The following is a 22,658-nucleotide window of genomic DNA, read 5'->3' as shown; positions in this document are numbered from 1 at the left end:
CCATGTCTCGGTTCGACCTGCACCCTGCGCACATCGACGGACTCGTCAACGCCGGCCTGCAATTCGGCCTGATCGGCGTCTTCGACGACCGCACTCCGGTCGGCCAGATGCTGCTCCAGCAGCACCAACCCCACCGCGACATCGAGCAGGACGACGGTAAGCCGCCGGACTACGCCGCGACGGTGACCGACCGGCCGCTGCATCCGATCGCGGCGCTGTGCCTCCTGGAGTGCTACGAGTACCAGACCAGCGGCACGATCGGCTGGCACACCAGCGAAGCGCACGCCTGGATACAACGCCTGCGCGAGACGGTACTGACCCGGCTGCCCGCCGAGGCCAAAGCCACTGTGCGCCATGGCGCCGACTACCTCCCGGCCTACCGGCTCCTGGATGCCTACACCGAGACACCCTGGGGCATCACGGAACTCGACCAGATCCCCGAACTCGGGGACGGCGTCATCGAGGTCCCGGTCGTCCGGAAGGGACTGCGCGCGGAGATCCTGACCGGCCCGATCCACTGCCCGAACAACGGCCTGTCCTCCCGCGTCCGCTACGTGACCATCCTCGGCGTCGGAGAAGACCGGACGCTGCCCGCCTTCGCCCGGATCTTCGAACCCTCGGACGACGCGCCGGGCGTCTACCTGCTGTTCCAGTACGGCCGCTACGTCGCGCGCCCGGCCGATGCCCCGCCCGGCAAGTGGTTCATGGCCTCCGGAGCTCACATCCACACCGGCGATTCCCGCTGGCGCGAGCTGATCGGCCACCTCCTGCCCATCCCACTGCACGACCGCACCGAGCCCTAACCGGACCAGCACCGGCCACGGCGCGGAACCCCACCGACCCACCAAACCCATCCGGGAGTGTGACCATGCCTTCACGCGATGAACTGCACGCCAGGCTGTTCCTGCTGCGCGCAGCCGAACCACCAGCACCCGCCATCCACCAGTACGCCGCCGTCCACGGGCCGGTCGACGCCCTCGCGCACATCCGGCACCGCACCGCCCCCACCGCCGTGCTCAGCGAGATCACCCGGCCCGAAGCCCAGATCGACGACGACCTGCGCGCCCTCGACGACGGCACGGCGCGCTTGCTCACGCCCGAAGACGGCGACTGGCCGCTCGGGCGGCTGACCGGCCTGGCCAGCCTCGGCGTCCCGCTCGCGCTGTGGGTGCGCGGTAGCGGCTCATTGGCCGAGCTCACCAGCCTCGCCGTCACGGTCACCGGCGCACGTGCCTCCTCGGCGTACGGAAACACGATCGCCGCGGACCTCGGCTACGAGCTCGCCCGCGCCGGAGTGACCGTCGTCAGCGGCGGCGGCCTCGGCGTGGACGAGGAGGCGCACCGCAGCGCACTGGCTGCTGACGGCCGGACGATCGTCGTACTCGCCAACGGCGTCGACCTCACCCATCCGCACCAGCACGCACGGCTCTACCAGACCGTCATCGAGCAGGGCGGACTGCTGGTCAGCGAGTACCCGATCGGCACACCACCCGCCCGCATCCGGTTCCACGCGCGGTGCCGGCTACTGGCTGCTCTCACCGCGGCGACCGTCATCGTCGAAGCAGGACACCGCAGCGGGGCCCTCGCCGTCGCCCGTGCCGCTGGAGAACTCGGCCGCCGGGTCTACGGCGTGCCGGGCTCGATCCACTCCGTGACGTCGAAGGGCGTGAACGAGTTGCTGCGCACCGGCGCGGCGACGGTGGCCAGCTCGGTCGAGCACATCAACTACCAGGAGGGAGTGCGATGACCGGCCCTGACGCCTTCCGGGCCGCCCTGGCCGCCCTCGATCTGCCGCCCGAGTGGCAGGTCGAGGTGGCCATCCGTCCACGACGGCGCAAGACCGGCATTCAAGTCAATCCGGGAGGCGGTGTCGCCGTGCTGATCCCGCCGACGGTCGCCCCGGAGCAGGTTGCGTGGTTTGTCGGCAGCCATCGTCGATGGATCGCCGAGAAGGTCGAGAGCGCCACGCGGTTGGCCCCGGATCACGCGGTCAAGCAGTTCGTCGACGGCGAGGAGTTCGACCTGCTCGGCCGGCGCTACCGGCTCCAGCTCGTCGATGCCTCGCCGGCGGGTACCGCACAGCTGCCTCTGATCACGTCCGACGGCGTCCTGTCCGCGCGAAGCCAGCGGCCAGAGCTGGTCCGCCGGGCAGTGATCGGGCTGTACCAGCAGGTCGGGCTCGCCTGGTTGCGCCGCGAAGGACGCCAGTACGAACTGGACGGCCACATCACCGGCCTGAGCTACGCCGTGCGCGACCTCGGACGACGCCGCTGGGGCATCTACGAGATACCGCCTAAGCACACGACCACGCTGCACTGGGCCGTGTTCGGCCTGCCAATGCGGCTCATCGAGTACGTGCTCGTCCACGAACAGGCCCACGCCACCCAGCCCAACGGAGCAGCTCATGGCCGCGCCTGGAAGCGGCAGATGTACCTGTGGATGCCCGACTGGCAGCACCGCAAGGCCGAGCTTGCGGAGGTCGGCAGGCACGCCTGGCTCGGGGACCACCAGGAGCGCGCCGGCTGCTAGCCGATCGCTCCCTACCTTCCAGCCCAGGCTCAAACCTCGGCGAGGGCGACGTCACCCGACGTCGCCCTCGCGATGTCCTCGCGATGTCCTCGCGATGTCCTCACAAACGGAATGATAGACATGTGTGATAGACATACCCGGACCACGCCGTGTCGTCGCGTACGACACAACGACGCCACGCGAGAGAGGCTCCCTGATGAGCGACCCCGAGGAAGTCCTTCAGCTTCGGGCCAGCCGGGCCGAGGTCGAGGGGATCAAGAAGGAACTGGAAGCCGCCCGCACTCAGCAGGCCGAGCTTGAAGAGAAGATCAACGGGCTGCTCGCAAAGCAGCGAGAGGCCCGCAAGAAGCGCCGCAAGGCTGTGCTCGCCGCGGATGCTGCCGGGGTGCCCCGTTTGCGGATTTCCAAGGAAGTCGGCATGCAGCGCAGCAACGTGTACAAACTGCTCGAAGGCGACGACAGCGACGAATCCTAAGCGCCGCAGCGAAGGCTGGTGGCCTTAGCGCGGTCATTCGTCAGTGGGGAAGCCGAATCTACGCACCTGGTCAGCTTCCTCGTGTCGTCCCAGGGCCACCAGAGCTTCGATCAAACGCAGGAATGACCATTCCGTTCCTGCGCGCGACTCGGCACGCAAACCGTCGACATCACGCAATGCCAGCAGGATTCTGGTGAGCTCGGCAGCTGCTTGATGGTCACCGGCGTCAGCCTCCGCACGAAGTTTGTTGAGCTCGGCGTAGCGCTCGGCGAAGCCAACCAAAGTCTGCGCATGCTCATCAGTGCCGAGCATTCCGGCTGCAGTGGCTTGGTGTTGTAAGAGGTCGATGCCTTCGGCGACGTAGTCGCTGCGCCCTAGCAGTTCCGCGAGATCGCGCAGTACATCGGTGCCGTGAGTACGAAGGAAGACGGCAGCGCTGGCTGTGTGTTCCTTGTCCTGAAGGACTTCAGCCAACTTCGTCGCCGCCCTGTCCTCTCCCGCCTGGGCTCTGGCGTACAACTCGTCGAATCTGCCGAGGGAGGCCAGCAAACCAGGTAGATCGCTGAGTGGGGAATCTGCATGTTCCCTGACGATGTCGACCAGACGGTCGACTTGATCGAACCTGCCCTGCTCGGCATAGAGCTCGACTTGCACCTCCAGAGACGGCCAGAACTCCCAGTCGTCCGAGTCGAGGACCTCGTCGGCACGGCCGTGTTCAGCCAGCAACTGTGCATGCCTGTCGATGACCCAGCCGTCACTCAGAGGTGATCGTATGACGTCACGCAGGAAGCTGAGCGCACCTTCGAGATCTCCCTGCCTGACAAGCGTTTGAATGAGCTGCTCTGCGGCGATGCTGTCCTCTTCGGCGCATTCACGGAGTTCGTCGAGCCGACCCAATTTGGCCAGCAGGCGGGCGCGCAGGGTATCGGAGAGTCGGTCGGGATCCTCGTCGCTGTCGAAGTAGCCGACCGGTAGAAGGAGCTCAATAGCTTCTACGTCACGACCCTGTTCGGCATACAGCTCCGCGAGGACCCACGCCGCGTAGCGGCCTTCCTCCTCAGCATCGACCCAGGGACTGAGGACCTTGATGGCGTCATCAGTCCGGCCGTGTGCGCTGAGGACGTGTGCCAGCGCCTGCGCGGCATCGTAGCCGCCGAGTGCACGCAAGAGCGTGGCTGCCTCGTCCACACGGCCCTGCCGGTCCAACATCTTGGTCAGACGGTGGGCCGCAATCGCAAACCACGGACGACCATCGACTATCCGTCGGTAGACCGGTTCGGCATAGCGGTAAAGCCCGCGCTTGTAGGCGCTATCCGCCAGGCGATACATGTCGTCGAAGTCGGTGACGTAGCCGACGAGGCTTTGCCACGCCGTCGTGGGGATCGGGGAGGTTCGACGAACCCGTCGCGCGTGCTGGAATAGGAAGTCGGACGCCATGTATCCCGCCGTCTGACCCATGGTGTCTCCGGGCACAGGGCTGAGGGCAGCCGCCGCGCCATGGAGGTGTGTCGTCGCGTAGGTGAGCGCGCGTTGCAGCCAATCGGCTGGGGCCGTGGCACGTTGGGCCGGGGTCAGGTAGCCCGGTACGGCCGCGGCCACGACATCTTCGGTGAGTGGAGAGGTCACTCCCACACGTCGGGCGTCTATCGCCACGGTGAGCACCGCACGGCCGTATGGATCAGGGGCCTGCTCCCAGCGCCTGACCATCTCCGGGCCGGCGGCCAACACCTGGGTGAGGCCGCCATCGCTGCTATCCAGCGCAGCCCGGATACGCAGATCAGACTTTGCCGCGGTTCGGGCGTTCCGGTTCTCCACCGCGGTGAAGGTGTCGGCGACGTCGATCACGCGCGCCATGTCCAGCAGTTCCCGATCGCGGGCATGCGGATCTTCCGTGCCCTCCGAACGCAGCGCAGTCCTGGTCGCATATTCGTCAGGCCAGAGCGTGCCGACCACGACCACTCCGGCCCGGACGAGGGTCCGTAGGCAGGCTGCTGTCAAGCCGTTCTCGCCACCGAGGTAGCGCTGCAACTCGTCCAGCCACAGCACGGTACGGGCGGTCGGCGCGGCAGCAGCGGCTGAGATCTCCTCAGCGTCCGCTGGCTGGACCAGCCACCAGTCAGGCATCACGCTGAGCACAGCTTCATACAGCGTCCGCGTCTTGCCGACCGACGATCCGCCGACCAACAACAGAAAGCAGCCGCTGACCATTGCGGTGGTCAACTCGGCTCGGAGAGCGTCGTCGATCTCGCGGGGAATGTAGGTCGGCAGGTCATCACTGGTTCCGGGGACCTGGATGGCCGCGTGCACGCCGATATGCCGTGGCTGCGCGTCTTGCACCCGCACTGCTCGATCTGGCTTTGTCAGATCGGCAGCACGGGCGCGTTCCCATGCGGCACGCCACTGCACCTGGTCCACGCGTGGTATTTGGCAGATCGTCAAGAAGGTTCGGAGCTTGCCCTCAGTCGGCAGCCGTCGGCCTGTCACGATCTCGCCGACGGTGGACTTGCCTAGGTGCTCATACCGAGGCTCACCCGGTCGAGGACGTAGCGTTCTCGCGGCCTGCTCCATGGCCTCATACGACAGTCCTCGTCTGCGGCGCAGTCCGTCGAGGCAGGCGGACAGTTCCGCGGCCGTGTTGACGAGTACCGGATCGCCGACTATCGGCGTCTCCCGCTCCGCCATGCTGCCCCCGACCATCGCGCCGCCCTCCGACGCCCGCCAACCTGCCTCCGACGACCAGAGTAGAAGCTGGCGCCTTCGCACGAGCAGCCGTAGGTCATCGGCGGGACGACGAGCGGGACTTCCTCCGAGTTCCCTCCGTCGGCATGGCCGGACGGCTGTGCCGGCTGTTGGACTCGTCCCGAGTTGAAGCCGAGCCCTACGGGGGCTCACTCGACATGTGGGAGAACGTGATGAGGCAGTGGCTCGATCTTGTTCAAGCGGCGGGCAACCTGCTCGCGCTGGCCACGGCCGTAACCAACCTCGTGACCTCAGTTCGCAACCGCCGGGCCGTCGCTCCTGAACTTCCCAGGGACGAAGAGTCACGCTAGTAATGTCCACTTTAGACACGAGATTCGATGGCCGGGCGACTGGCTGCGAGATAGTCGTCTCCGCTCCAACGGTAGTTGCTGACCTGGACCGGCTGGCCGAACGTCGGCGCGTGCACCATCTTGCCGGCACCGATGTACAGGCCGACGTGGTGGACGTTGGGCGGTGTGCCGTAGAGGACCAGATCTCCAGGCATGAGTGGCTGCCCGCTGGGGACCAGCGGTCCGGCGTTGTAGAGGTCCTGGGTGTGCCGGTGAATATGGATTCCTGCGGCGGCGTAAGCGGCCTTGGTGAGACCGGAGCAGTCCCAACCAACTTCCCCGTTACCGCCCCACACGTAGGGTTCGCCGAGTTGCTCACAGGCGAACTTGATAGCGATGGCTGTGGCGGTACTGGGCGCCTGGATGTTGTTGCAGTCGCCGGTGCCGACTAGGGTGTCGCTGTATTTCTTGGCTTGTGCAAGAACTTCGTCGACGTACCAGTCGGCGTGGTTGTAGGCGAAGATCGCCTTGCGCAGGTCCTTGGGTGCTCCCGAGTCGCAGAGGTAGTAGGCCGCTGCGTAGATCGCGTCATGCGGGTTGTACCGGGATGGTGGTGTGGCGCCGCCTGCGGGCAATGGGTGGCGGGCGACGACGCCGTCGAATGTGGACTGCAAGAACTGCATAGGCCCGCGAGTTATCTAGTGCTCGAAGTAGCTGTTGCTGGTCGAGACCGCATGACGGGCCGAGGAACGTTAGGAACGTGGGCCTTGATAGCGCACCTGGCGAAGGTGCGGCTTGTGCCGCTGACTTGTGATCTGTCCACCTCGGACTGTCGTAAGGCCGATCTCGGCTGACGACACGGTTGTGTTCAGCACGGTTCACGTCGAGGTGGATGACCGCTCAGGCGGTGCTGACACGCGCAACGATAAGACGTCTCTCTACCGGTGCGTTCGCTATCTCGACCTCGACACGAACTGTCGGTCGCCATGCCCACTCCTGCAACGGTTCTTCCGTTGGCAGGTGCTCACCTTCGGGCTGGGTTTGTGATGGCGAGGCGTGCGACCCACCATGTTGGCGAGGTGGATCACGTCGGTCCTGCGACCGCTTCCCGATACCGTGCACCCGCCCCGCCCGAGTCGAGCAGGTCGACACCGTGCTTGGATGCCCCAGGTACGGCTGCCTGACCATGACCGTTCAGCTGCACGCCGCCCGCATACTCCATTTGCTCTCACTTCAAGAGCTGATTGGCGTAGACATTCCGCATTGCTTGGAAACCTTTGCGGAGCCAATCACATGCTTGGCCTTATGGAGGTTGTAGTGCTTGACGAACTTCTAGGACCATGCCAGGGTCGGGTTGGGTGACGGAAAGCCGTGGGGGGACCTTTTCGAAGGTGCGCGTCGTCTCGCAGAGGGGGATTCAGTGGGCACTTCGCTGCTCACGCGTGACTCATGGGATATGCGTGTTGAGCTGCCAGGTGGCGTGAAGTGGAGTGTCAGAATTTCCACTGAAACCGTCTGGATGCTTGGCTATCACGCGCCCTGATCTGTGATCTCTCCCAGGTGAATCGGGACCTGTATCCTGCCCGACTTCCTGTCGGGTCTTGTTGACCGATGAAGGCGATGTTTTTGTTGTTGCATCGCCTGCCTGAATGTGGAGACTGGAATGAGCAAAAGGTACTTACGCGCGGCGGCTCTTGCTGCGGCGATACTGTCCGCTCTGGGCACGCCGGGTATTGCGCAGGCCGGACCGCGAGCCAGTGATATGCCGGACAGAGTGGCCGTGAAGCCCGATGCAAATGCGAGAGCGGCCCTGGAAGCTGCGGCTCGGTCCACTGATCAGTCGCCCCAACGGATCGGCGGATCCTCAATGCGTGCCGCCGGCAAATGCGACCCGCTGAGCCAGGCGCATGGTAGTGAGACGGTCATATGCGTAACTCCTCTTCAGTCTGGTGCGCGGCCGACAAAAGCGGAAGTCTCGCAGCAAACGATCCAGCCGCTGCCGGACTGGTGTTACGACCACGCCTTCGATGACTGGTGGGCAACTCGCACTCAGATGTGCATGATCGACGCCTGGACTGTCACCGTCACCAGAACCGTCAACGGCGTTGTCACCCCTATCGGCGGGTTCGACTACAACGGCTACAACTATTCCTACACTTCCGCCGACATGTCCACGTGGGCGTCCCAGACAGAAATCGGCATGTACAACCCGTGGGGCGACATCGCTGGCATCCAGGTCAGCGGGGCGAGCTCCTGTACCGGTGCGTGCATCAACGGTGGTGCGGACTTCCCGAGTCAGCCGGTGGTACCCGGCGCGTTTCCTGGCGGTGAGGCTTTCTTCACCAGCACCGCCACGACGCGAGGCTCCGAGGGGCGAGCGAGCACCACGTTGACCTACTACTTCACCAAGCCGGGCGCTACTCCCTCAACCCCACACGACGTGCCGACCCCTGACGTGCGATGTGACCACAAACTACCTGGCAACAACACCGTTGCGGGCTGCATCGTGTACGGCATCGCGCCGGTCATGACCTACTCGCTCACGACCCCGTACCCGGAGCTCGCGGCACACATCCGCGACGCGCAGGCCACGGGCATCCCCGGCTCGCCCTTCGGCGGTAGCCCCCTGCACCGATTGATCGATCCCACGCTCCAGCAGCGCAACCGTGATGTGGCCTGCCCGGATAGCCTCCCGCGCCCTCCCGGGAAGTCCTGCGACGAGTACCCCATGGCATCAACCTGGGAAGGAGCGGCCACCGGTGTCAACAACTACAGCTGGAGAATGATCGACGAGGCCCAGAACAGCAACGGCGGCAACGCCATGAATACCTTCTACCGCAACATGCGCCTGCTCGACTGGGACGCGTTCTACGTTGGGATTGTGCCCTAGACTGAACGCATGACCGCTCCTATCGAGGCTGAGGAGGGTGTGGTACCGGTTTCGTACCACACCTTCTGGCTCGCAGACACCGCAGTGCCTGGTCCGACACTGCCCTACGATGACACCAATGGGCTCATTGTTGCTCAGCCTGGCATTGCTTTGGTCTTTACAGGCATCCATACCGGCGGAGTCAATGTTCGTGTCGAAGTGTTTGACGATGCACCCCTGCTAAATACTGCGGACTGGGATGAAGTTGTTGAAGTCAGCATTGAGTCCACTGAGGGTCGCATCGTTGTTACCGGTATGCACGCTGACGCACCCGACAATCTTCCGGTACTCACTCCGGACGGGGAGGGGTGGTACCGGCTGAGAATTCACGCTCGCGGGCGAGACACCGCCGTGGACCTGTCTCCACCGCAGCCGGTGGAAGATTATCTGATTCAGGTATGGCCCACCGCGGAGGAGCAACCAGAGAACGCATATAAGCACACCGACGGATACGGTGCGTCCAAGCGCGCTAAATGACCATTCTTGACAACTGGTTTGCTGGAGTGACGTCTGCGGGGGCCTGGTTCAGCAGTGTCCAGGCCCGCGGCGTTTTTGTCCGAGAGACGAGCGTGAGACACCTCCGCAAGCTATGCTGCGCTAACGGTGAGTTCGTCGAGAAGAGTCAGCACGACCACCGAAGCACAGGCGGATGCGGAGCTGGGGGACCAGTTCAGCCGCAGAGCTCGACGCCGTGCTGGTGGTAGAAGGTAATGGGATCGATGGCTTGGCTGCGGACTTCTATTTGGAAGTGCAGGTGGGGACCAGTGGATTGGCCTCGGTTGCCGATTTCGGCGACGGGTTGGCCAGCGTGGACTGTTTGTCCTGTGTGGACGAGGTTGCGGTTGTTGTGTCCGTAGGTGGTGATGGTTGCGTCGGGGTGTTGGATGCGGATCCAGAGGCCGTAGCCGCTGGCGGGTCCGGCGTCGATCACCAGGCCGTTGGCGGCTGCGACGATGGTGGTGCCGGTGGGTGCGGCGATGTCTTGGCCGTGGTGGAAGCCTCCGTCTCGTGGCCCGAAGCCGGAGCTGCAACGGCCTGGTGCGGGAACGGTCCATGTTCCGGTGCCGGTGGTGCAAGTGGCGCCGTGGACGGCGGCGACGAGGGTCTGTGCGGCGGGCTCGTGCCGGGCGTAGGCCTCGGGGAAGCCGGAGCGTTGGACGGCTTGCGCGGCGACCGTCAGGCTCATCGTCTGCCATCCTGGCACCGTGAGCAGGTGTTGATAGAACTGGGTGGCGCTGTAGGTGGGGTTCATGATCTGCGCGGGTGTGCCCCAGCCTTGGGAGGGGCGTTGCTGGAAGAGTCCGAGGCTGTCGCGGTCGCCGTGGTCGAGGTTGCGCAGCCCGGATTCCTGCAGTGCGGTGGCGATGGCGATCACCCAGCCTCGGGTGGGGACGTTCATTTGCTTGCCGACTGCGACGATCGTGCCGGCGTTGGCCATCTGGTCGGGGTCGTACCCGGTAACACCGGTTGCTGTGGTGCCGGTCGCGGCGCAGTTCACGCGGTTGTTGTCGTTGAACAGCGCGGCGATGCCGCCGACCACGGCGGCGATGAGCACGACAGGCAGAAGAAGCGCGCCTGCGGCGATGGCGGTGATCTTCATGGTGGACATGCGTGATCGACCTCTTCTGTGGACGACAGCGAGGGATTGCTCACCGGCGTGAGCAGAGCGGGGCGCAGGGCGCGATAGATGTAGTGCGGCGGGTGAGTGGCGGTCTTCTGATGCGCGCCACGTGGGCCTGCAAAGTGATCGCCAACGACACAGCCGTTGGTTCTGACGATGTTCGAGCGCGCCACGAGCGTTGGCAGAGAAGCCGGCCGACTCGTGCGGCTTCGGTTGTGCCAGCGCGGCTATGTGCTCACGAGGGGTCGGTCGCTGCCCGGTTCTCGGCGCGGATCATGCGGCGCAGGCTGGTGCGTGCCGCGGTCAGTTCGAGGTGTAACTCGTAGTCGCCATCGACGACCACCCAGGACACTGCCCCGGGGACTCGGCACGTTCAGCGCGGTACACCGCCATGAACCGGGCACGCTAGGCCGACGTGCCTCACACCCAGCTGATACGTCACCGGAACGTGGCGTGTCGCCAAGAATCCTTACGTGCCTCACAGCGAAACCGACCCTGAGATAACACCGGCACCGGCGTAGTTTTCTCCGCTGGAGACCCCCGGCAGCGGTGACCGGCCGTGGTTGGTTTCGACCTTGCCTATGGCGGCGAGGATCGACCAGTCCAGGCCGGGGCACACGCTCGTGGCTTGCCGGTAGAGGCTGAGATAGTCAGCGGGGATGTCGGCGAGTGCTGCCTGGCTGGGTTGGGTGCTGCTGCCGAAGAGGGCCTTGACGACGGCTTGGCCGACACCGCCGATGAGGACGGGGACGGCGATGATGGCCGCGACAGCGGCAACGGCGATCTTCATGGGGTCACCTCCGGAAGCGGCTGGTGGGAAGCGGTGGTGGAAGCGGGTCCGGCGCGGCCAGTTCCGCAGGCGTCTGCTGGGCCTGGGCGGAGGTCGAGGATGGCGTCGCGGTGAGTGGGTCGGCGTGGGGCCACAGCTGCGCGAGCTCGACGAGGCGCAGTCGGCCGGGCCGTTGCGATGCTGGACCGGAGATCGGCAGCCACCGCGCGACGGCGGGGTTGTTCTCGCCGTCCACGCCCGTGACGTCCGCAGCGCTGGTGGCCACAGGTACGAGCGCTGGGCGGTCCAACTGGGACAGGGCGTCGGCGAGTGCTCGACGTGCTGTGGTTTCGCGGCGGCTGGTGGGCAGCCACATCAGGACGGGTGTGGTGATTCCTGTTGCGGTGGCGAGCTTTTCGTAGCTGTGCAGCTTGCGGCCGAGCTTGCCGAGGTCCTCGGTGCCGAAGTCGAATTCGAGGAAGAACTCGATCTGGTGGCCGTCTTCGCGCCAGCGGCCGTAGGCGTCGGGGCGGACCATGTCGCCGAAGAGCCGGCCGCAGCGTAGCTCGGACCACCACGCGGTCAGTCGGCCGCGGGCACTGGGCTTCCGGCTCAGTGCGACGAGGCTGGTGAAGAAGCCGTTGACGCCTACGGTGTGCGCGAGGCGCAGGGAGTGGGCGATGCCGATGGCGTCTTCGTGGCGATAGCCGAGTTGTTTCGGGTCGAGACCGTCCTCGTAGGCGAGCGCCACGGAGCCGGCGATATCGAGCACGTAGTGCATCGGCGCAGTGCCGGAGCTGACGAACGGCTGAAAGCGGTCGACGACGCGCCACTTGAACAGGTCGAGCAGGCGGTGGTTGGCCGCGCGCATGGTCGGGTAGCAGAGCTCGACGATCTGCTGGGTGGTGAAGACCTTGTGCTCGTGCAGCATCCGGGCCAGCCACCGGTCCCGAAGGGTGAGCCGCCCGGCGAGCTGGGTGTGGTGCTCCCCGGTGGTGGCCGCCCGCGGTGTGGGGCGCTGGGGCATGTGCCCGCGCAATGCCCTTTGAGGCGTGGGATTCGAGATCATGGGTAGGCACCTCCCAGGCGTTGGCCGGAATGGGGGAAGGTGAAGGGCAACGCATGCGGGGATCACCGGAGCGGACGTGTGCGCAATGGGTGAGTCCGCATGCGTTGCGGGAGAACGAGATAACGTCGGTCAGGCGGCGCGGCGCGGGTCCACAGTGGGCTGATCCGCGCGGCGTGTTGCGGTGTCAGCATCGGCGACGGGTGGGCGTGTGTTGAACCTGGCCGCTTTGCGGATTGCCTTGGCGCGTCCGGGAATCGCGGGCGGAAGCTTCTCGGTCACCGCAGTGAAGGGTGGCGCTTCCTCGCCGCCCAGGACGAGCCGGGCGGCGACGTGGTAGACGCCAAGGTTGGACAGGTCGTGATCAGAAAGCCGTGGCATGGTGTGCCGTGCCAGGCGTTTGGCGTCCTCGGGGCTGGCGTTGAAAAAGATCTTCGACCGGGCGTTGGTGCTGATGCCCTCTTCGAGCTCCTTCGGGAGCTGCCCGAGGTACTGGTGCGCCAACGCCATCGAGAGCCGATAACCACGAGCCTCGGCGAGCATGTCTTCCAATGGATAGGCCAAGTTCAAGAAGTTGTGGCACTCGTCGATGTACAAGCCGCAATCGCGGCGCTGGCGCTGAGGAATGCGGGCGCGGCGAGTGGCCGCCTGCCAAGTGCGAGCCACGACGATGGAGCCGACCAGCCGCGCGGTTTCCATCCCCAGTGCGTCGCGAGCGATGCGCACCAGGCAGATGCCACCGGTGTTGAGCACCTCGTCCATGTCCACTGTGGACTGGCCACCGGCGATGGCGGCGCGGACGAAGGGACGCAAGAGGAATCCACGGACCTTGTTCATCAGCGGCGCGATTACTTGCGCCCGGCTGGCTTCGGACAGGTCGTCGTACCAGGACCAGAAGCCCTTGAGGACCTCGTCGTCGATCTGGTCGCAGGCTCGTTGCCGGAACGCCGGCACGGTGAGCAGCTTGGGCAGGTCGACCAGGGTCGGCGTGCCGGGCATCGCGGTCAGCGTGAGCAGCCCTGCGCGGAGGATGTCGTCAGTGCGCGGCCCCCAGGAGGAGGCGTAGATCCGGGAGAAGATGCTCACGAGGTTGTCGACCGCGCGGGCCTTGTCAGCACCTTCCAGAGGGTTGAGCACTGGCGGTCGGGCTCGGGAGTCTGCGTCGAAGAGCACCACTTTCTCGCCGAGCTCCTCGGGCAGGCGCATGAGGATGTCGGAGACGAGGTCTCCCTTGGGGTCGACCACGACGACGCCGCGGCCAGCCTCGGTGTCGGCCAGGATCATCCGGGCCATCAGCTCGGACTTGCCGGAGCCGGTGGCGCCGAGGATGTGCAGGTGGTGGCGGGCGTCGGCGACGTGCAGGCCGACCGGGCGGGAGTGCCCGGAGTCCGACAGCCCGAGCGGTTTGATCTGCTCGCCGGTCGTGGCGATGCCTGGCGGGGGCGGCACGGCTTTCGCGCCGGCCCGCTGCAGGCCAGGGGTGGATTCGTCGATCGGCAGGTGCGCGATCGCGGCCAGCTCGGGGATTGAGAGCAGGTCGCCCTTGCCGAGTCGGCGTTCGGCCAGCACGGCGACCGGATCGCGGCGCAGCCGGACCCGGCGGTAGTAGTTGTGCTCGGAGTAGGCGGCGAACGCCGAGGCGATCGCGTGCCCGCGGCCCCGCAGCACCTCCCGCACCGCCTGGACCTCGCCCGAGGTGGCGTCCTCGGGGACCGTGGTGGCCACGGTGTAGCGGATGCGGGTCTCGAACTGGTTCGCTCGCAGCTTCTCCACGACCGCGCGGTCCTGGGCGGCGTACTCCAGGCTGGTTTGCCGATCCAGGCCTGGTGTTCGCGTACTGGTTGACGGCTTCGGGGTCTTGCCCGGTGTGATGGCGTCGAGCAGCCGGCCAACCAGGTGGACCGAGCCGCCCGCGTGCACTCGCCGTGCGGCGCGGCGCGCCTTGGTCACGCGGTGGCCGGCGACGGGGCGGGCGAGGATCTGCACGCAGGCGCGCTCGTGGGGACCGAGGCCGACCGGTGCGCCGAGCATCGCCCGGATCGGGTCTGCTGGGTGGTCGGTGCGGATCGGCAGGGCCTCCGAGCGCGCCAGGCGCAGCTCGCCGCCGACCGCTTCGACGCGCCGGCCCGCTGTTGCCTTGGTCGGGATCGGGGGCTTGGCGGGGGTGGTGCGGGTGTGCGCGCCAGGCCAGGCGGCCTCGACGGCGCGTTCGACCATGCCGGGTGGCACCAGGCCGGGTACCCATAGGCGGATCTGCACGCCGTCGTCGGTGAAGGTCAGCTCGAAGGCCAGGTGTGGCTGCCCGCCGAAGTGGCGCAGCCAGCCGGGCCGCAGCAGGCCGACGAGGTTGGACCACATGGTGATCGCGCCGGAGGGGTCGACCGTGGGTGGCGCGAGGACGGTGATCAGGCGGGCGTTGGTCATCAGGCGCTGGTGGTAGCGGCTGCGCCACCGGCGCCGCGCGATGGCTGCGGCGGTGACGGCGACCGCGAGCACCGGCCCGACGATCGGGCCCCACGTGAGGGCGAGGTCGCGCAGGTGCGCCAGGACGTTGTGGAATGCGCCGAGCGGGTCACGCAGGTAGTCGCTGATCGGTGAGGCGAGGACCTCCGCGGTTCGCTCGACGTGCGGGGACGGAGCGGTGGACAGCGGTGTGGTGGTGATTGGCCAGGACATCGGGTACCTCCCATGCAAAAGCGGTCGATAGGACGGGTGCGAGCTGTGGTCAGGCCGCTCGTGGCTGGTCGCTCCACACATGGCGGGGCTCGACCGTGGGCGGTTGGCTGTGGTCGGGGTGGGTGTTGTCGACGACGAGCCGCAGGTGCCGGCGGCCTCGGCGGGCGGCGCGTTCGGCGTCGACCTCGGCTTGCCACTCGGAGAACCGGCGTCCGGCCAGCCGCTTGAGGTAGGCGGGAATGCGGTTGGCCGGTACCCCGACCAGCCGCGGGCCCAGGACCGCGAGCAGGTCGCTGGCTTCCTGCGAGGCCCAGCCCGCCTCGGTGATGGCGGCCTCGTCGGGAAACACATCCGCGACCCGATCGACGGCGGGATTCAGTGCGGCATCCTGTGCCCCGCCGTAGGAGTAGACCCACAGAAAATTCGGCGGCGGGTCAGGCTCGACGAATGTCCGGAATCGGGACACCTCTTTGGTGTAGGCATAGAAGTTCGTGTCGGGGCGTGCCCGGCAGATATCCAGCCATGCTTGCAGGTATGCGTCGGAGAAGAAGTCGCCGGAGTCGTGGATCCGGATCCAGCTGCCGTGGAACTTGAGTGCGCCGAGTTCCGCGAGCATCGCTGACTTCCAGCCGGGCAGGTCGTCGAGGACGTACGCCAGGTTCGCCTGGTGCTTGGCGCGGACGACCGGCCAGGTGTAGGTGCCGTGCCGGGCATAGCACGCTTGGGCGCAGATTCCGGCGCTGGGACAGGTGTTGTAGGTGCGGCCGTCGGCCAAGCGGCCGGCCCAGGCGGGCAGCGACCAGTTCCACACGCCGATCTGGCGCATCTCGCTGTTTTGCGTCAGGAGCCGAGCGGGTCGGCTGACTGTGGCGGAAATGGGCAGTGACGTAGACATGGGTATCCCCTGGGAGTGATTCGGTGTGAACGGATTAGTTCTTGCGATTAGGGTGGTTAGGCGGCGTCGAGTTCGATGTGTGACGCGTCGCCGTCGTCGAACGAGTCCGGGATTCCTGCGGTGTCGTCTGCGCCGAGTTCGACGAAGCCTGAGTTCGTTTCGGAATCCTGAAGAGTTGCGAGGAACTCCGGGGAAGTCGTGACCAGTTCGTGCTCGACTGGCGAGGCGATGGACTGGAACGCCACGCGCTGCGTTCCGGTCGACAGGAGTCCCTGGCCGCGGTCGGCGGAGAGCAGGAACTGGCGCTCACCCATGGACAGGTCGAAGGTGCGGGTGATCTCGTCGATCGCCTGGGAGGCTTGCCGTAGCAGGATCTGCGTTGCTGCGTTGGCCACGACGGCTTTGCCGAGGTCGGAACCCAGCACGTCCGCGGTGTCCTGGGTGGCAACCGTGAGGCCCGCCCACCGTTTGCGGCTCGCCTTGGCCATGCGGAACAGGAATTCGGCACCGGCGGGCTCCTTCATCAGCAGCCATGCCTCGTCGACCACGACCAGCCTCGGCTTGCGGATGGCCGGGTTGGAGACCTGGCGCCAGACCGCGTCGAGCGTCAGGAGCGTGCCGATCGGCTTGAGCTCGTCGGCGAGATCGCGCAGCGAGAACACCACCAGGTGTCCCTCCGGGCGGGTCGAGGTCGGACCGGAGAACAGCCCGGAGAACGCGCCGGTGACGTACGGGTGCAGCCGGGCCGCGAGCTCGACCCCGGCGTGATCTCCGGTGTCGGCGAGGACCTCGGCGAGGTCAGCCAGCAGTGGCGCCGGGCGGGTCCAGGTCCGCGGATCGGAGGTGATCCCTGCGCGCTGGTAGGTGGAGGTGATCGCCCGGTCGAGCGCCGCCCGTTCGGCCGCTTCGAGCTCGCCGCCCAACAGCACGGAGATCACGGTGTGGAGGAACAGTGACCGGCGGATCAGCGCGTCGCGCGGCGCGGTGCGGCGCCCATCCGGGCGAGTGTGGATCGGCAGGTCCATCGGGTTGAGGCGAACCTGCTCGGCGCCGAGGTGCACATACGTCCCGCCGACCGCGGCGGCCAGCCGGGCGTACTCGTCCTCGGGGTCGATCACGTGGATCTCGATCCCGCGGTACAGCGACCGCAGCAACTCCAGCTTCACCAGGTAGCTCTTGCCCGCGCCGGAGCGGCCGAGGATGACGCTGTTGTGGTTGTCCAGGGCGAACCGGTCGTGGTGCACAAGGCCCTGGCTGCCGACGTTGAAGCCGTAGAGCACGCCGCTCGGCGCGCCGACCGAGGTCGGGTCCGGCGGTGGCAGGTCGGGTGAGGTGAACGGGAACGCCGCGGACAGCGCCGAGGTGTCGAAGGTTCGGCGCATGCCTACCAGATCGAGGCCCATGGGCAGGCTGGTGATCCAGCCCTGCAGGCTGCGGTAGGTGGTCGGTTTGCAGTCCAGCAGCAGCGACGCCGCCAGCGACCGGATGGCCGAGACCTCGTCACCGAGGGCTTCCTCGGTGGGGGCGTGCACGGTCAGATACAGCCCGAGCCGGTAGAGCTTGCCCTCACCGCGAGCGACCCGTGCGGACAGGTCGTAGGCGTCCTCGGTGGCGGCCTCGACGTGCGGGTCGATCAGCCGTCCTTTCTCGCTGGTATGCCGGCGACCGCTTTCGAGCTTCGCCAGCTGTTTCTTGAGCCGGTTGGCCGCGGTGACGGGGTCGATCGGCTCGATGTGCAGCGAGACGTCGACCCGTCCGGGGTAGGTCAGCAGCGGCTGCAACCAACCGGGGTGGACCTCGCGCGGGTAGCCGACGACGGCGAAGGAGGCGACCCATTCGCCGCCGACTTCCAGCGCGCGGGGACGCACTGAGATGGCGTCGGGGGTGAACGCGCTGGCCCGCCCGAGCGGCGGCTGCACGGCCTGGGTCTTTCGACCGCGGCGCTTGGCCTTGGTCTTCATCGGCGGTACCTCCTCGCGGAGTTGGCGTAGTCGTCGGGGTCCTCGGCGGTGTCGTCGAAGCCGTCGTCCCAGGCGTCCTCGGCCTCGCCGAACCCGTCGTCGGCGGAGAACGCGGCGCGGCCGAACGCGCCCGCGTCCCAGCTTTCGTCTGGGGCGGTGGTGATGACCTCGTCGGAGCCTGCGAGACCGGAGTTCGGCGGGATCACGCTGTCGGGGTTGCAGGCCGCGGCGAGCACCGCGGTGGCCTGTCCGGCGTCCAGCGGGGTCACCACGATCCCCGACGGGGACAGCAGCTCGACCGCCTCACCGAGCCGGCGCACCAGCCGCGCTTCGGCGGCCCGCCGGATGGCGTCGTCGACAAGGCTGGCCTGCTTGGCGGTCCGGCGTTTCACGGTCAGCGCGGCCAGCGGCGAGGCGCCGCCCAGTCCGTCGACCGGCCCCGTGGCCAGCAGCGGTTCGCGCAGGACCAGCAGCACCTGGCGGCGCAGCAGATCGGTGGCGCGGCCGAGCTGGTCGAGATACTCGGCATGCTCGCGCGCCGCTCGTTCCAGCGCCGGGTGCGGCAGACCACCGGCTTGTTCGCGAAGCTCGGCGATCTGCCCGGACAGGTCCAGCCGTTCCGCCCGCACCAACACCTGCACCGGCGCCGTCAAGCTGTGCAGATACCTGCCGAAGGAGGTGACGAGGGACTCCTGCTCGGCCGGGGTGCGCAGCCCGAAGTTGATCGTGGAACAGACCGCGACCACCGCGACGCCGTCCTTCCCGAGATCGATGACACCGGTGTCGGAGACCGCCTCGGCAGGCAGCCGTAACGCCGCCGGCGAGACCGTCGATGCCGCGGCATCCGTGCTGCCCGCGCTGTCCTTGCGCTTGGCGCGGCCGTCGCCACTGGTGTTAGCGACTTGGCTTTCCAGCCACTCGGGGACGGGCCGGATGCCTTCCGGCGCGGCCACCCGATGCTGCGGGCTCATCCGCTGCCGCAGTGCCGCCAGCACCAACTGGTCAAGGGGAATGCCGTCGCGCTGACCGAGCGCGAGGAACGCGGCGATCACCCCGATCGGGATGGCGACGACGAGGAACGCCACCAGCGGTACGAACTCGCGAGTGAGCGTGTACGACCCGTACAACACGATTCCTGCGACGGCGAGGATGAGCAGCTGCCGAGCGGTCAGCGGACCGATCACCCGGTCCTCGCGATCGACGTCGGCGGGAATCCTTACTGGCTGACTCATTTCCCTTCACCTCCTGAAGCGGGTTTCGGTGCGCGGAACACCGGCGGCGGAACAGAGTGGGTGCGCCGGTAGGCGTCACCGATGCGCGGCTCGGGCTGCGCCTGCCGGAACACCGGTGCCGCAGGAGCTGACTTCGGCGTCGGCGGCGTCGGCTGCGGCACTGGTGGCCTGGCGGGCTGGAACTGCAACTGCGGAGGCACCGAGGCGGTGCGGATCGCACGGGCCGGTGGTGGGGTGCCGCGTCGACGAGGACCTCCGGCGGCTTGGAACTGGGGCGAGGTGCCGGGACGTGGTCCACGTCGAGGCCGAGTCATCGGCGTGTCGGGTGCCGACGCGGAGCTGAACTCGGGCTGAGCCGGTCCGAGGGTCGCGGGCACGACGGCGGGATCGTGGATGGTCTGTTGTGGCTGGGGCTGGAGGAACCGGGGTGCCTGGGAGGGCACTCGTGGCCGACGCGCGGCACGAGTGCGTTCCGCGTCGTACGCCTCTTTGAGCCGCCTGCTGACCATCTCCGGTGTAGGAGCCAAACGTGGCTGTGCGGGCCACGGTGGTTCGCCCGCGCCGGGCGGTGTGCGGCGTGCTCCACCGGGCGCATGTGCTGCCCGAGCACCCGCGAAGCCGAGACGGCCTCCGGATACCAGAGCCATGGCTTTGCCGAAGGCGAAGGCGTAGGCCAGGCTGCCGAGAAACGAGCGACGGCCACCGCCGATCCGGACCTGGTGCAGCACCCACGTCGGGATCTTCACCAGAATCCACACCAACGCGATCAGAACGATGAGGTTGACGATCCCGTCCGGCGTTGGCGTACCGAAGAAGCTGAAACCACCTGGCTGCAGGAACACTTTCAGCGCACAGATCAGCGCCAGGCTCTGCCCGACCTGGATGCCGAGCACACCCCCTCCGACGCGCCAGTACCACTGCGCCACGCCCTCGGTCTGCGGCAGGCCGTGACACATCAGCGCCAGTGGCGCACCGCCCAGCCAGATGACGGTGAGCGCGACCCGCACGACATAGCCAATCAGTAACCCGATCAACAGAATGGTCAGCGCGAGTGACAACAATCCGGCGGACAGACCGCCGTCGAGCATCGACCTGCTCACCAACGCCACGAACAACTCGGAGATCGCCTGGCCGGCGGACTGCGGATCCAGGCCGTCACCGAGGACGGCCAGCGACGCCGCGTTGGCGAGCCGGATGGCCTGGTCACCGAACAACAGGCTGAGGTTCGCGGCGAGGAATCCGACCACGAGGCGGGGTGCGATCTCGCGGATTGAGTAGCGGGTCTGCACGCTCTGGTGGCTCATCACCAGGATCCCGGCGAACAGCACCAGCAGCGAGTACACCGCGACGACCAACAGCCGAGACTGCTCCCAGATCTCACCAACGCGCGGCAGCTGGTCCAGCGTTGGCGTGGAGAGGAGGGTGCTGCCGAGCATCCGGAGCAACCAGTTCAGCGACTCGCCAACCAACAGGTTGATGAAGGAGCCGAACCCTTCACTGACACAGGCGGTCAGATCCGTGATGCCGCATTCCGAGCCACCGGTGCCGGGCCGCGGCGCACTGATGCTCGGCGGCGGAGTAGTCGGAAGTGACGTCGCTGGTGCCGCTGACGTGGTGGAGGGCGGTGCCGGGGCGCACGGAATCGGCCGCGGTTCAGGCCCGGAACAGGGGGAGACGGGAGCTGGCGCGCTGGGTTGCGCAACGGCAGTCGCACCGAGGATGCCCACCAGTACGACGACGATGCCGAGCACCAGCAGCCAGCCCACACGGCGTGGCCGACCACCAGACCGCCGACCGGTCGTGGTGGCGAGAACCGGGGACAGCAACGCCCGGTCGTCCGCGGTGGAGGCAACCGGACCGCCACCACCGCGGTACGGGTGAACCGTGGGCAGGACGCTGACCGCCATGATCAGGCCCCCACGATCCCTTTGAGGATCTCCACGACCAACGGTGCGAGCGCGGCCAGGCCATAGCCCCACCCGGCGGACTTGAAGCACTCCTTGGCCTTCTCGTGCTCGCCGGGATCACCGCCGGCCATCACTCGTCGGACGCCGCCGATGGTCAGGAACACGGTCGCGAGCCCCGCGAGGATGCCCATGATCCAGTTACGGATGTTGTTCAGAACATCGGTGACTGAGCCGGCAAGAGCCAGGACCGCTGTATCTGCGTGCGCCGGGAGAACTGAGGCCAGCAGCACCAGGACCACCAGCCCGGCTGTCACTGTCACGCGTGACAAGCGACTGTGGCGGACCTGCGCCCAGGAAGCCTGCACAGTGATCGGAGCACTGAACTGCTGGCGGTCGATGAATCCGTCGGGCTTGCTCGACGTCGCGGGGTCGGCCGTCGGCTGCGGATTGCTGTCGATGCGGGTGCAACTTGTCCCGCTCGCGGCGGGGACGAAAGGATCGATCAGGCACATTGGGGCACCTCCGAAGGTCGGGCCGAGCGCGGGTTTGTCCCGCAGCCCTGAACTCCGGATTTCGCGTCCGTTTTGGACACGTGACCCCGAACTTTCTGCCTCGATTCGCCCTCGGAGACCGACACGGAAAGTGACGACCTGGGTAGGTCGCCGACCGGCGTGACTGGGCGCGTTAGGGCCACCGCAGTGGCCACCTGGTCGGTCAACGGGTCGGTCGGATCGGTCTCGGCAGCACCGTCGCGCAGATACGCGGCGAGCCGGAGCTCGGCGCGTTTGCGCGTCTTGTAGACCGCCCACTCGCCGGTCTGGTGCGCCGCGGCCCAGTCCGCGACGGGCACATCTTCCAACCGAGTCGCACCGATCAGCGCTGCCTCAGTTTGGGTCAGGACTCCGTCCGCGACTGCGCGGGCGAGGACCAGATCTGGGTGTCCCCACGGTGTGTGCGGTGGGGTGGATCGAAAGCCCGGCGCGACCGGAGTCGGACCAGCCAGCGCCTCGGCGAGCGCGTCGTATCCGGACCGGTAGGCGGCCCATCGCAGCCGCAGCATGATCCGCGGTGCACGCAGGTCGATGGTCGACAACGCGGCTAGGAAGCCGCGCAAGACCTCGGCGTGGACATCGGCCGGATCACCGGCGAACCGATCGGACAGGGTGGCCGCGACGGAGGTCAGCGCGGGCAGTGCGACACCGACCGCGGCGACCGTCCAGGTCGCTCCTTCAGTTCGGGAGCGCAGCACCAGATGCGCCCACACCGCGTCCCGTGTCGTCTGCGGGCACCGGCGCGCCAGCAGACGGTCGCGGACCTCGTCCAACGGGATGTGCCGGTCCGGCAGACCGGGGAAGAGCCGGCCGTTCAGCGACACCGGATGCGGCCCGGTCACCAGCCAGGTAAACGTGTCCCGCGCGATATCCAATGAGTTCGGAACAGCCTCGCCGCCACCGCGACGAAAGACGGATTGTGCTGCCATGTCGTGACTCCCACGGCGTCGATGCGAACAACAACGACGTTAGGAAGCCACAACCGATACCACGGAAATACCACGGAACTACTAGGCGC

Annotated in this window: 16 protein-coding genes and 2 pseudogenes; 6 read left to right on the top strand and 12 right to left on the bottom strand. The window is 67.0% G+C overall.

Annotated features, from left to right (window positions below; translation table 11 throughout):
* Positions 1 to 2 precede the first annotated feature (2 nt).
* The 4 genes from ABZV40_RS06565 (at position 3) to ABZV40_RS06550 (ending at position 3,004) form a co-directional block, all read left to right on the top strand.
* On the top strand, positions 3 to 803 hold the full coding sequence (locus tag ABZV40_RS06565) for a hypothetical protein (protein WP_355436817.1): 801 nt from the start codon (positions 3 to 5) through the stop codon (positions 801 to 803).
* Between the two features lie 65 nt (positions 804 to 868).
* Positions 869 to 1,747: a DNA-processing protein DprA gene (dprA, locus tag ABZV40_RS06560; RefSeq protein WP_355436814.1), complete on the top strand. Its 879-nt coding sequence runs from the start codon at positions 869 to 871 to the stop codon at positions 1,745 to 1,747.
* Entirely contained in the window at positions 1,744 to 2,529 is a 786-nt protein-coding gene (locus ABZV40_RS06555) for a YgjP-like metallopeptidase domain-containing protein (protein WP_355436811.1), read from the top strand. Before dprA ends, ABZV40_RS06555 begins: the two co-directional genes overlap by 4 nt.
* Before the next feature lie 196 nt (positions 2,530 to 2,725).
* Complete coding sequence (locus tag ABZV40_RS06550; protein ID WP_030472504.1) at positions 2,726 to 3,004, top strand: hypothetical protein; 279 nt, start codon at positions 2,726 to 2,728, stop codon at positions 3,002 to 3,004.
* Between the two features lie 33 nt (positions 3,005 to 3,037).
* Here the strand turns inward: ABZV40_RS06550 and ABZV40_RS06545 are convergent, their stop codons facing one another.
* The gene (locus ABZV40_RS06545; RefSeq protein WP_355436808.1) at positions 3,038 to 5,686 is read right to left on the bottom strand and encodes a helix-turn-helix domain-containing protein; all 2,649 of its coding nucleotides are present in this window, start codon (positions 5,684 to 5,686) and stop codon (positions 3,038 to 3,040) included.
* Between the two features lie 379 nt (positions 5,687 to 6,065).
* Positions 6,066 to 6,722 (bottom strand): annotated as a pseudogene (locus ABZV40_RS06540) (C40 family peptidase); the annotation flags it as partial.
* Between the two features lie 974 nt (positions 6,723 to 7,696).
* On the opposite strand from ABZV40_RS06540, the gene ABZV40_RS06535 reads away from it, so the two are divergent.
* Both ABZV40_RS06535 and ABZV40_RS06530 read left to right on the top strand, forming a co-directional pair.
* A complete protein-coding gene (locus ABZV40_RS06535) occupies positions 7,697 to 8,923 on the top strand; it encodes a NucA/NucB deoxyribonuclease domain-containing protein (RefSeq protein WP_355436805.1) in 1,227 nt (408 codons plus the stop codon).
* A gap of 9 nt (positions 8,924 to 8,932) precedes the next feature.
* Positions 8,933 to 9,439: a hypothetical protein gene (locus ABZV40_RS06530; protein ID WP_355436802.1), complete on the top strand. Its 507-nt coding sequence runs from the start codon at positions 8,933 to 8,935 to the stop codon at positions 9,437 to 9,439.
* A gap of 193 nt (positions 9,440 to 9,632) precedes the next feature.
* Here ABZV40_RS06530 and ABZV40_RS06525 read toward each other — a convergent pair whose 3' ends face one another.
* From ABZV40_RS06525 to ABZV40_RS06480, 10 genes and pseudogenes are all read right to left on the bottom strand, one after another.
* Entirely contained in the window at positions 9,633 to 10,571 is a 939-nt protein-coding gene (locus ABZV40_RS06525; protein ID WP_355436800.1) for a M23 family metallopeptidase, read from the bottom strand.
* A gap of 517 nt (positions 10,572 to 11,088) precedes the next feature.
* Positions 11,089 to 11,373, bottom strand: a pseudogene (locus ABZV40_RS06520) (hydrolase Nlp/P60); the annotation flags it as partial.
* A gap of 4 nt (positions 11,374 to 11,377) precedes the next feature.
* Positions 11,378 to 12,421, bottom strand: a complete 1,044-nt coding sequence (locus ABZV40_RS06515) for a replication-relaxation family protein (RefSeq protein WP_355436798.1) — start codon at positions 12,419 to 12,421, stop codon at positions 11,378 to 11,380.
* Between the two features lie 129 nt (positions 12,422 to 12,550).
* Positions 12,551 to 15,094, bottom strand: a complete 2,544-nt coding sequence (locus ABZV40_RS06510) for a DUF87 domain-containing protein (RefSeq protein ID WP_355436795.1) — start codon at positions 15,092 to 15,094, stop codon at positions 12,551 to 12,553.
* Positions 15,095 to 15,143: 49 nt separating this feature from the next.
* The gene (locus ABZV40_RS06505) at positions 15,144 to 15,989 is read right to left on the bottom strand and encodes a hypothetical protein (protein WP_355436791.1); all 846 of its coding nucleotides are present in this window, start codon (positions 15,987 to 15,989) and stop codon (positions 15,144 to 15,146) included.
* A gap of 56 nt (positions 15,990 to 16,045) precedes the next feature.
* Complete coding sequence (locus tag ABZV40_RS06500; RefSeq protein ID WP_355436788.1) at positions 16,046 to 17,950, bottom strand: DUF87 domain-containing protein; 1,905 nt, start codon at positions 17,948 to 17,950, stop codon at positions 16,046 to 16,048.
* Positions 17,947 to 19,182: a PrgI family protein gene (locus ABZV40_RS06495; RefSeq protein WP_355436785.1), complete on the bottom strand. Its 1,236-nt coding sequence runs from the start codon at positions 19,180 to 19,182 to the stop codon at positions 17,947 to 17,949. Before ABZV40_RS06495 ends, ABZV40_RS06500 begins: the two co-directional genes overlap by 4 nt.
* Positions 19,179 to 21,089 (bottom strand): hypothetical protein, encoded by a 1,911-nt coding sequence (locus ABZV40_RS06490; protein ID WP_355436782.1) that lies wholly within the window; start codon positions 21,087 to 21,089, stop codon positions 19,179 to 19,181. The genes ABZV40_RS06495 and ABZV40_RS06490 overlap by 4 nt, the downstream gene beginning before the upstream one ends.
* A gap of 2 nt (positions 21,090 to 21,091) precedes the next feature.
* On the bottom strand, positions 21,092 to 21,391 hold the full coding sequence (locus ABZV40_RS06485) for a pilin (protein ID WP_156094317.1): 300 nt from the start codon (positions 21,389 to 21,391) through the stop codon (positions 21,092 to 21,094).
* Positions 21,392 to 21,591: 200 nt separating this feature from the next.
* Positions 21,592 to 22,482 (bottom strand): hypothetical protein, encoded by an 891-nt coding sequence (locus ABZV40_RS06480; RefSeq protein WP_355436780.1) that lies wholly within the window; start codon positions 22,480 to 22,482, stop codon positions 21,592 to 21,594.
* Positions 22,483 to 22,658 lie beyond the last annotated feature (176 nt).

It is taken from the genome of Lentzea sp. NPDC004782 (assembly GCF_040609115.1).
Lineage (GTDB): Bacteria > Actinomycetota > Actinomycetes > Mycobacteriales > Pseudonocardiaceae > Lentzea.
This window is presented reverse-complemented; position numbering and strand designations above follow the sequence as displayed.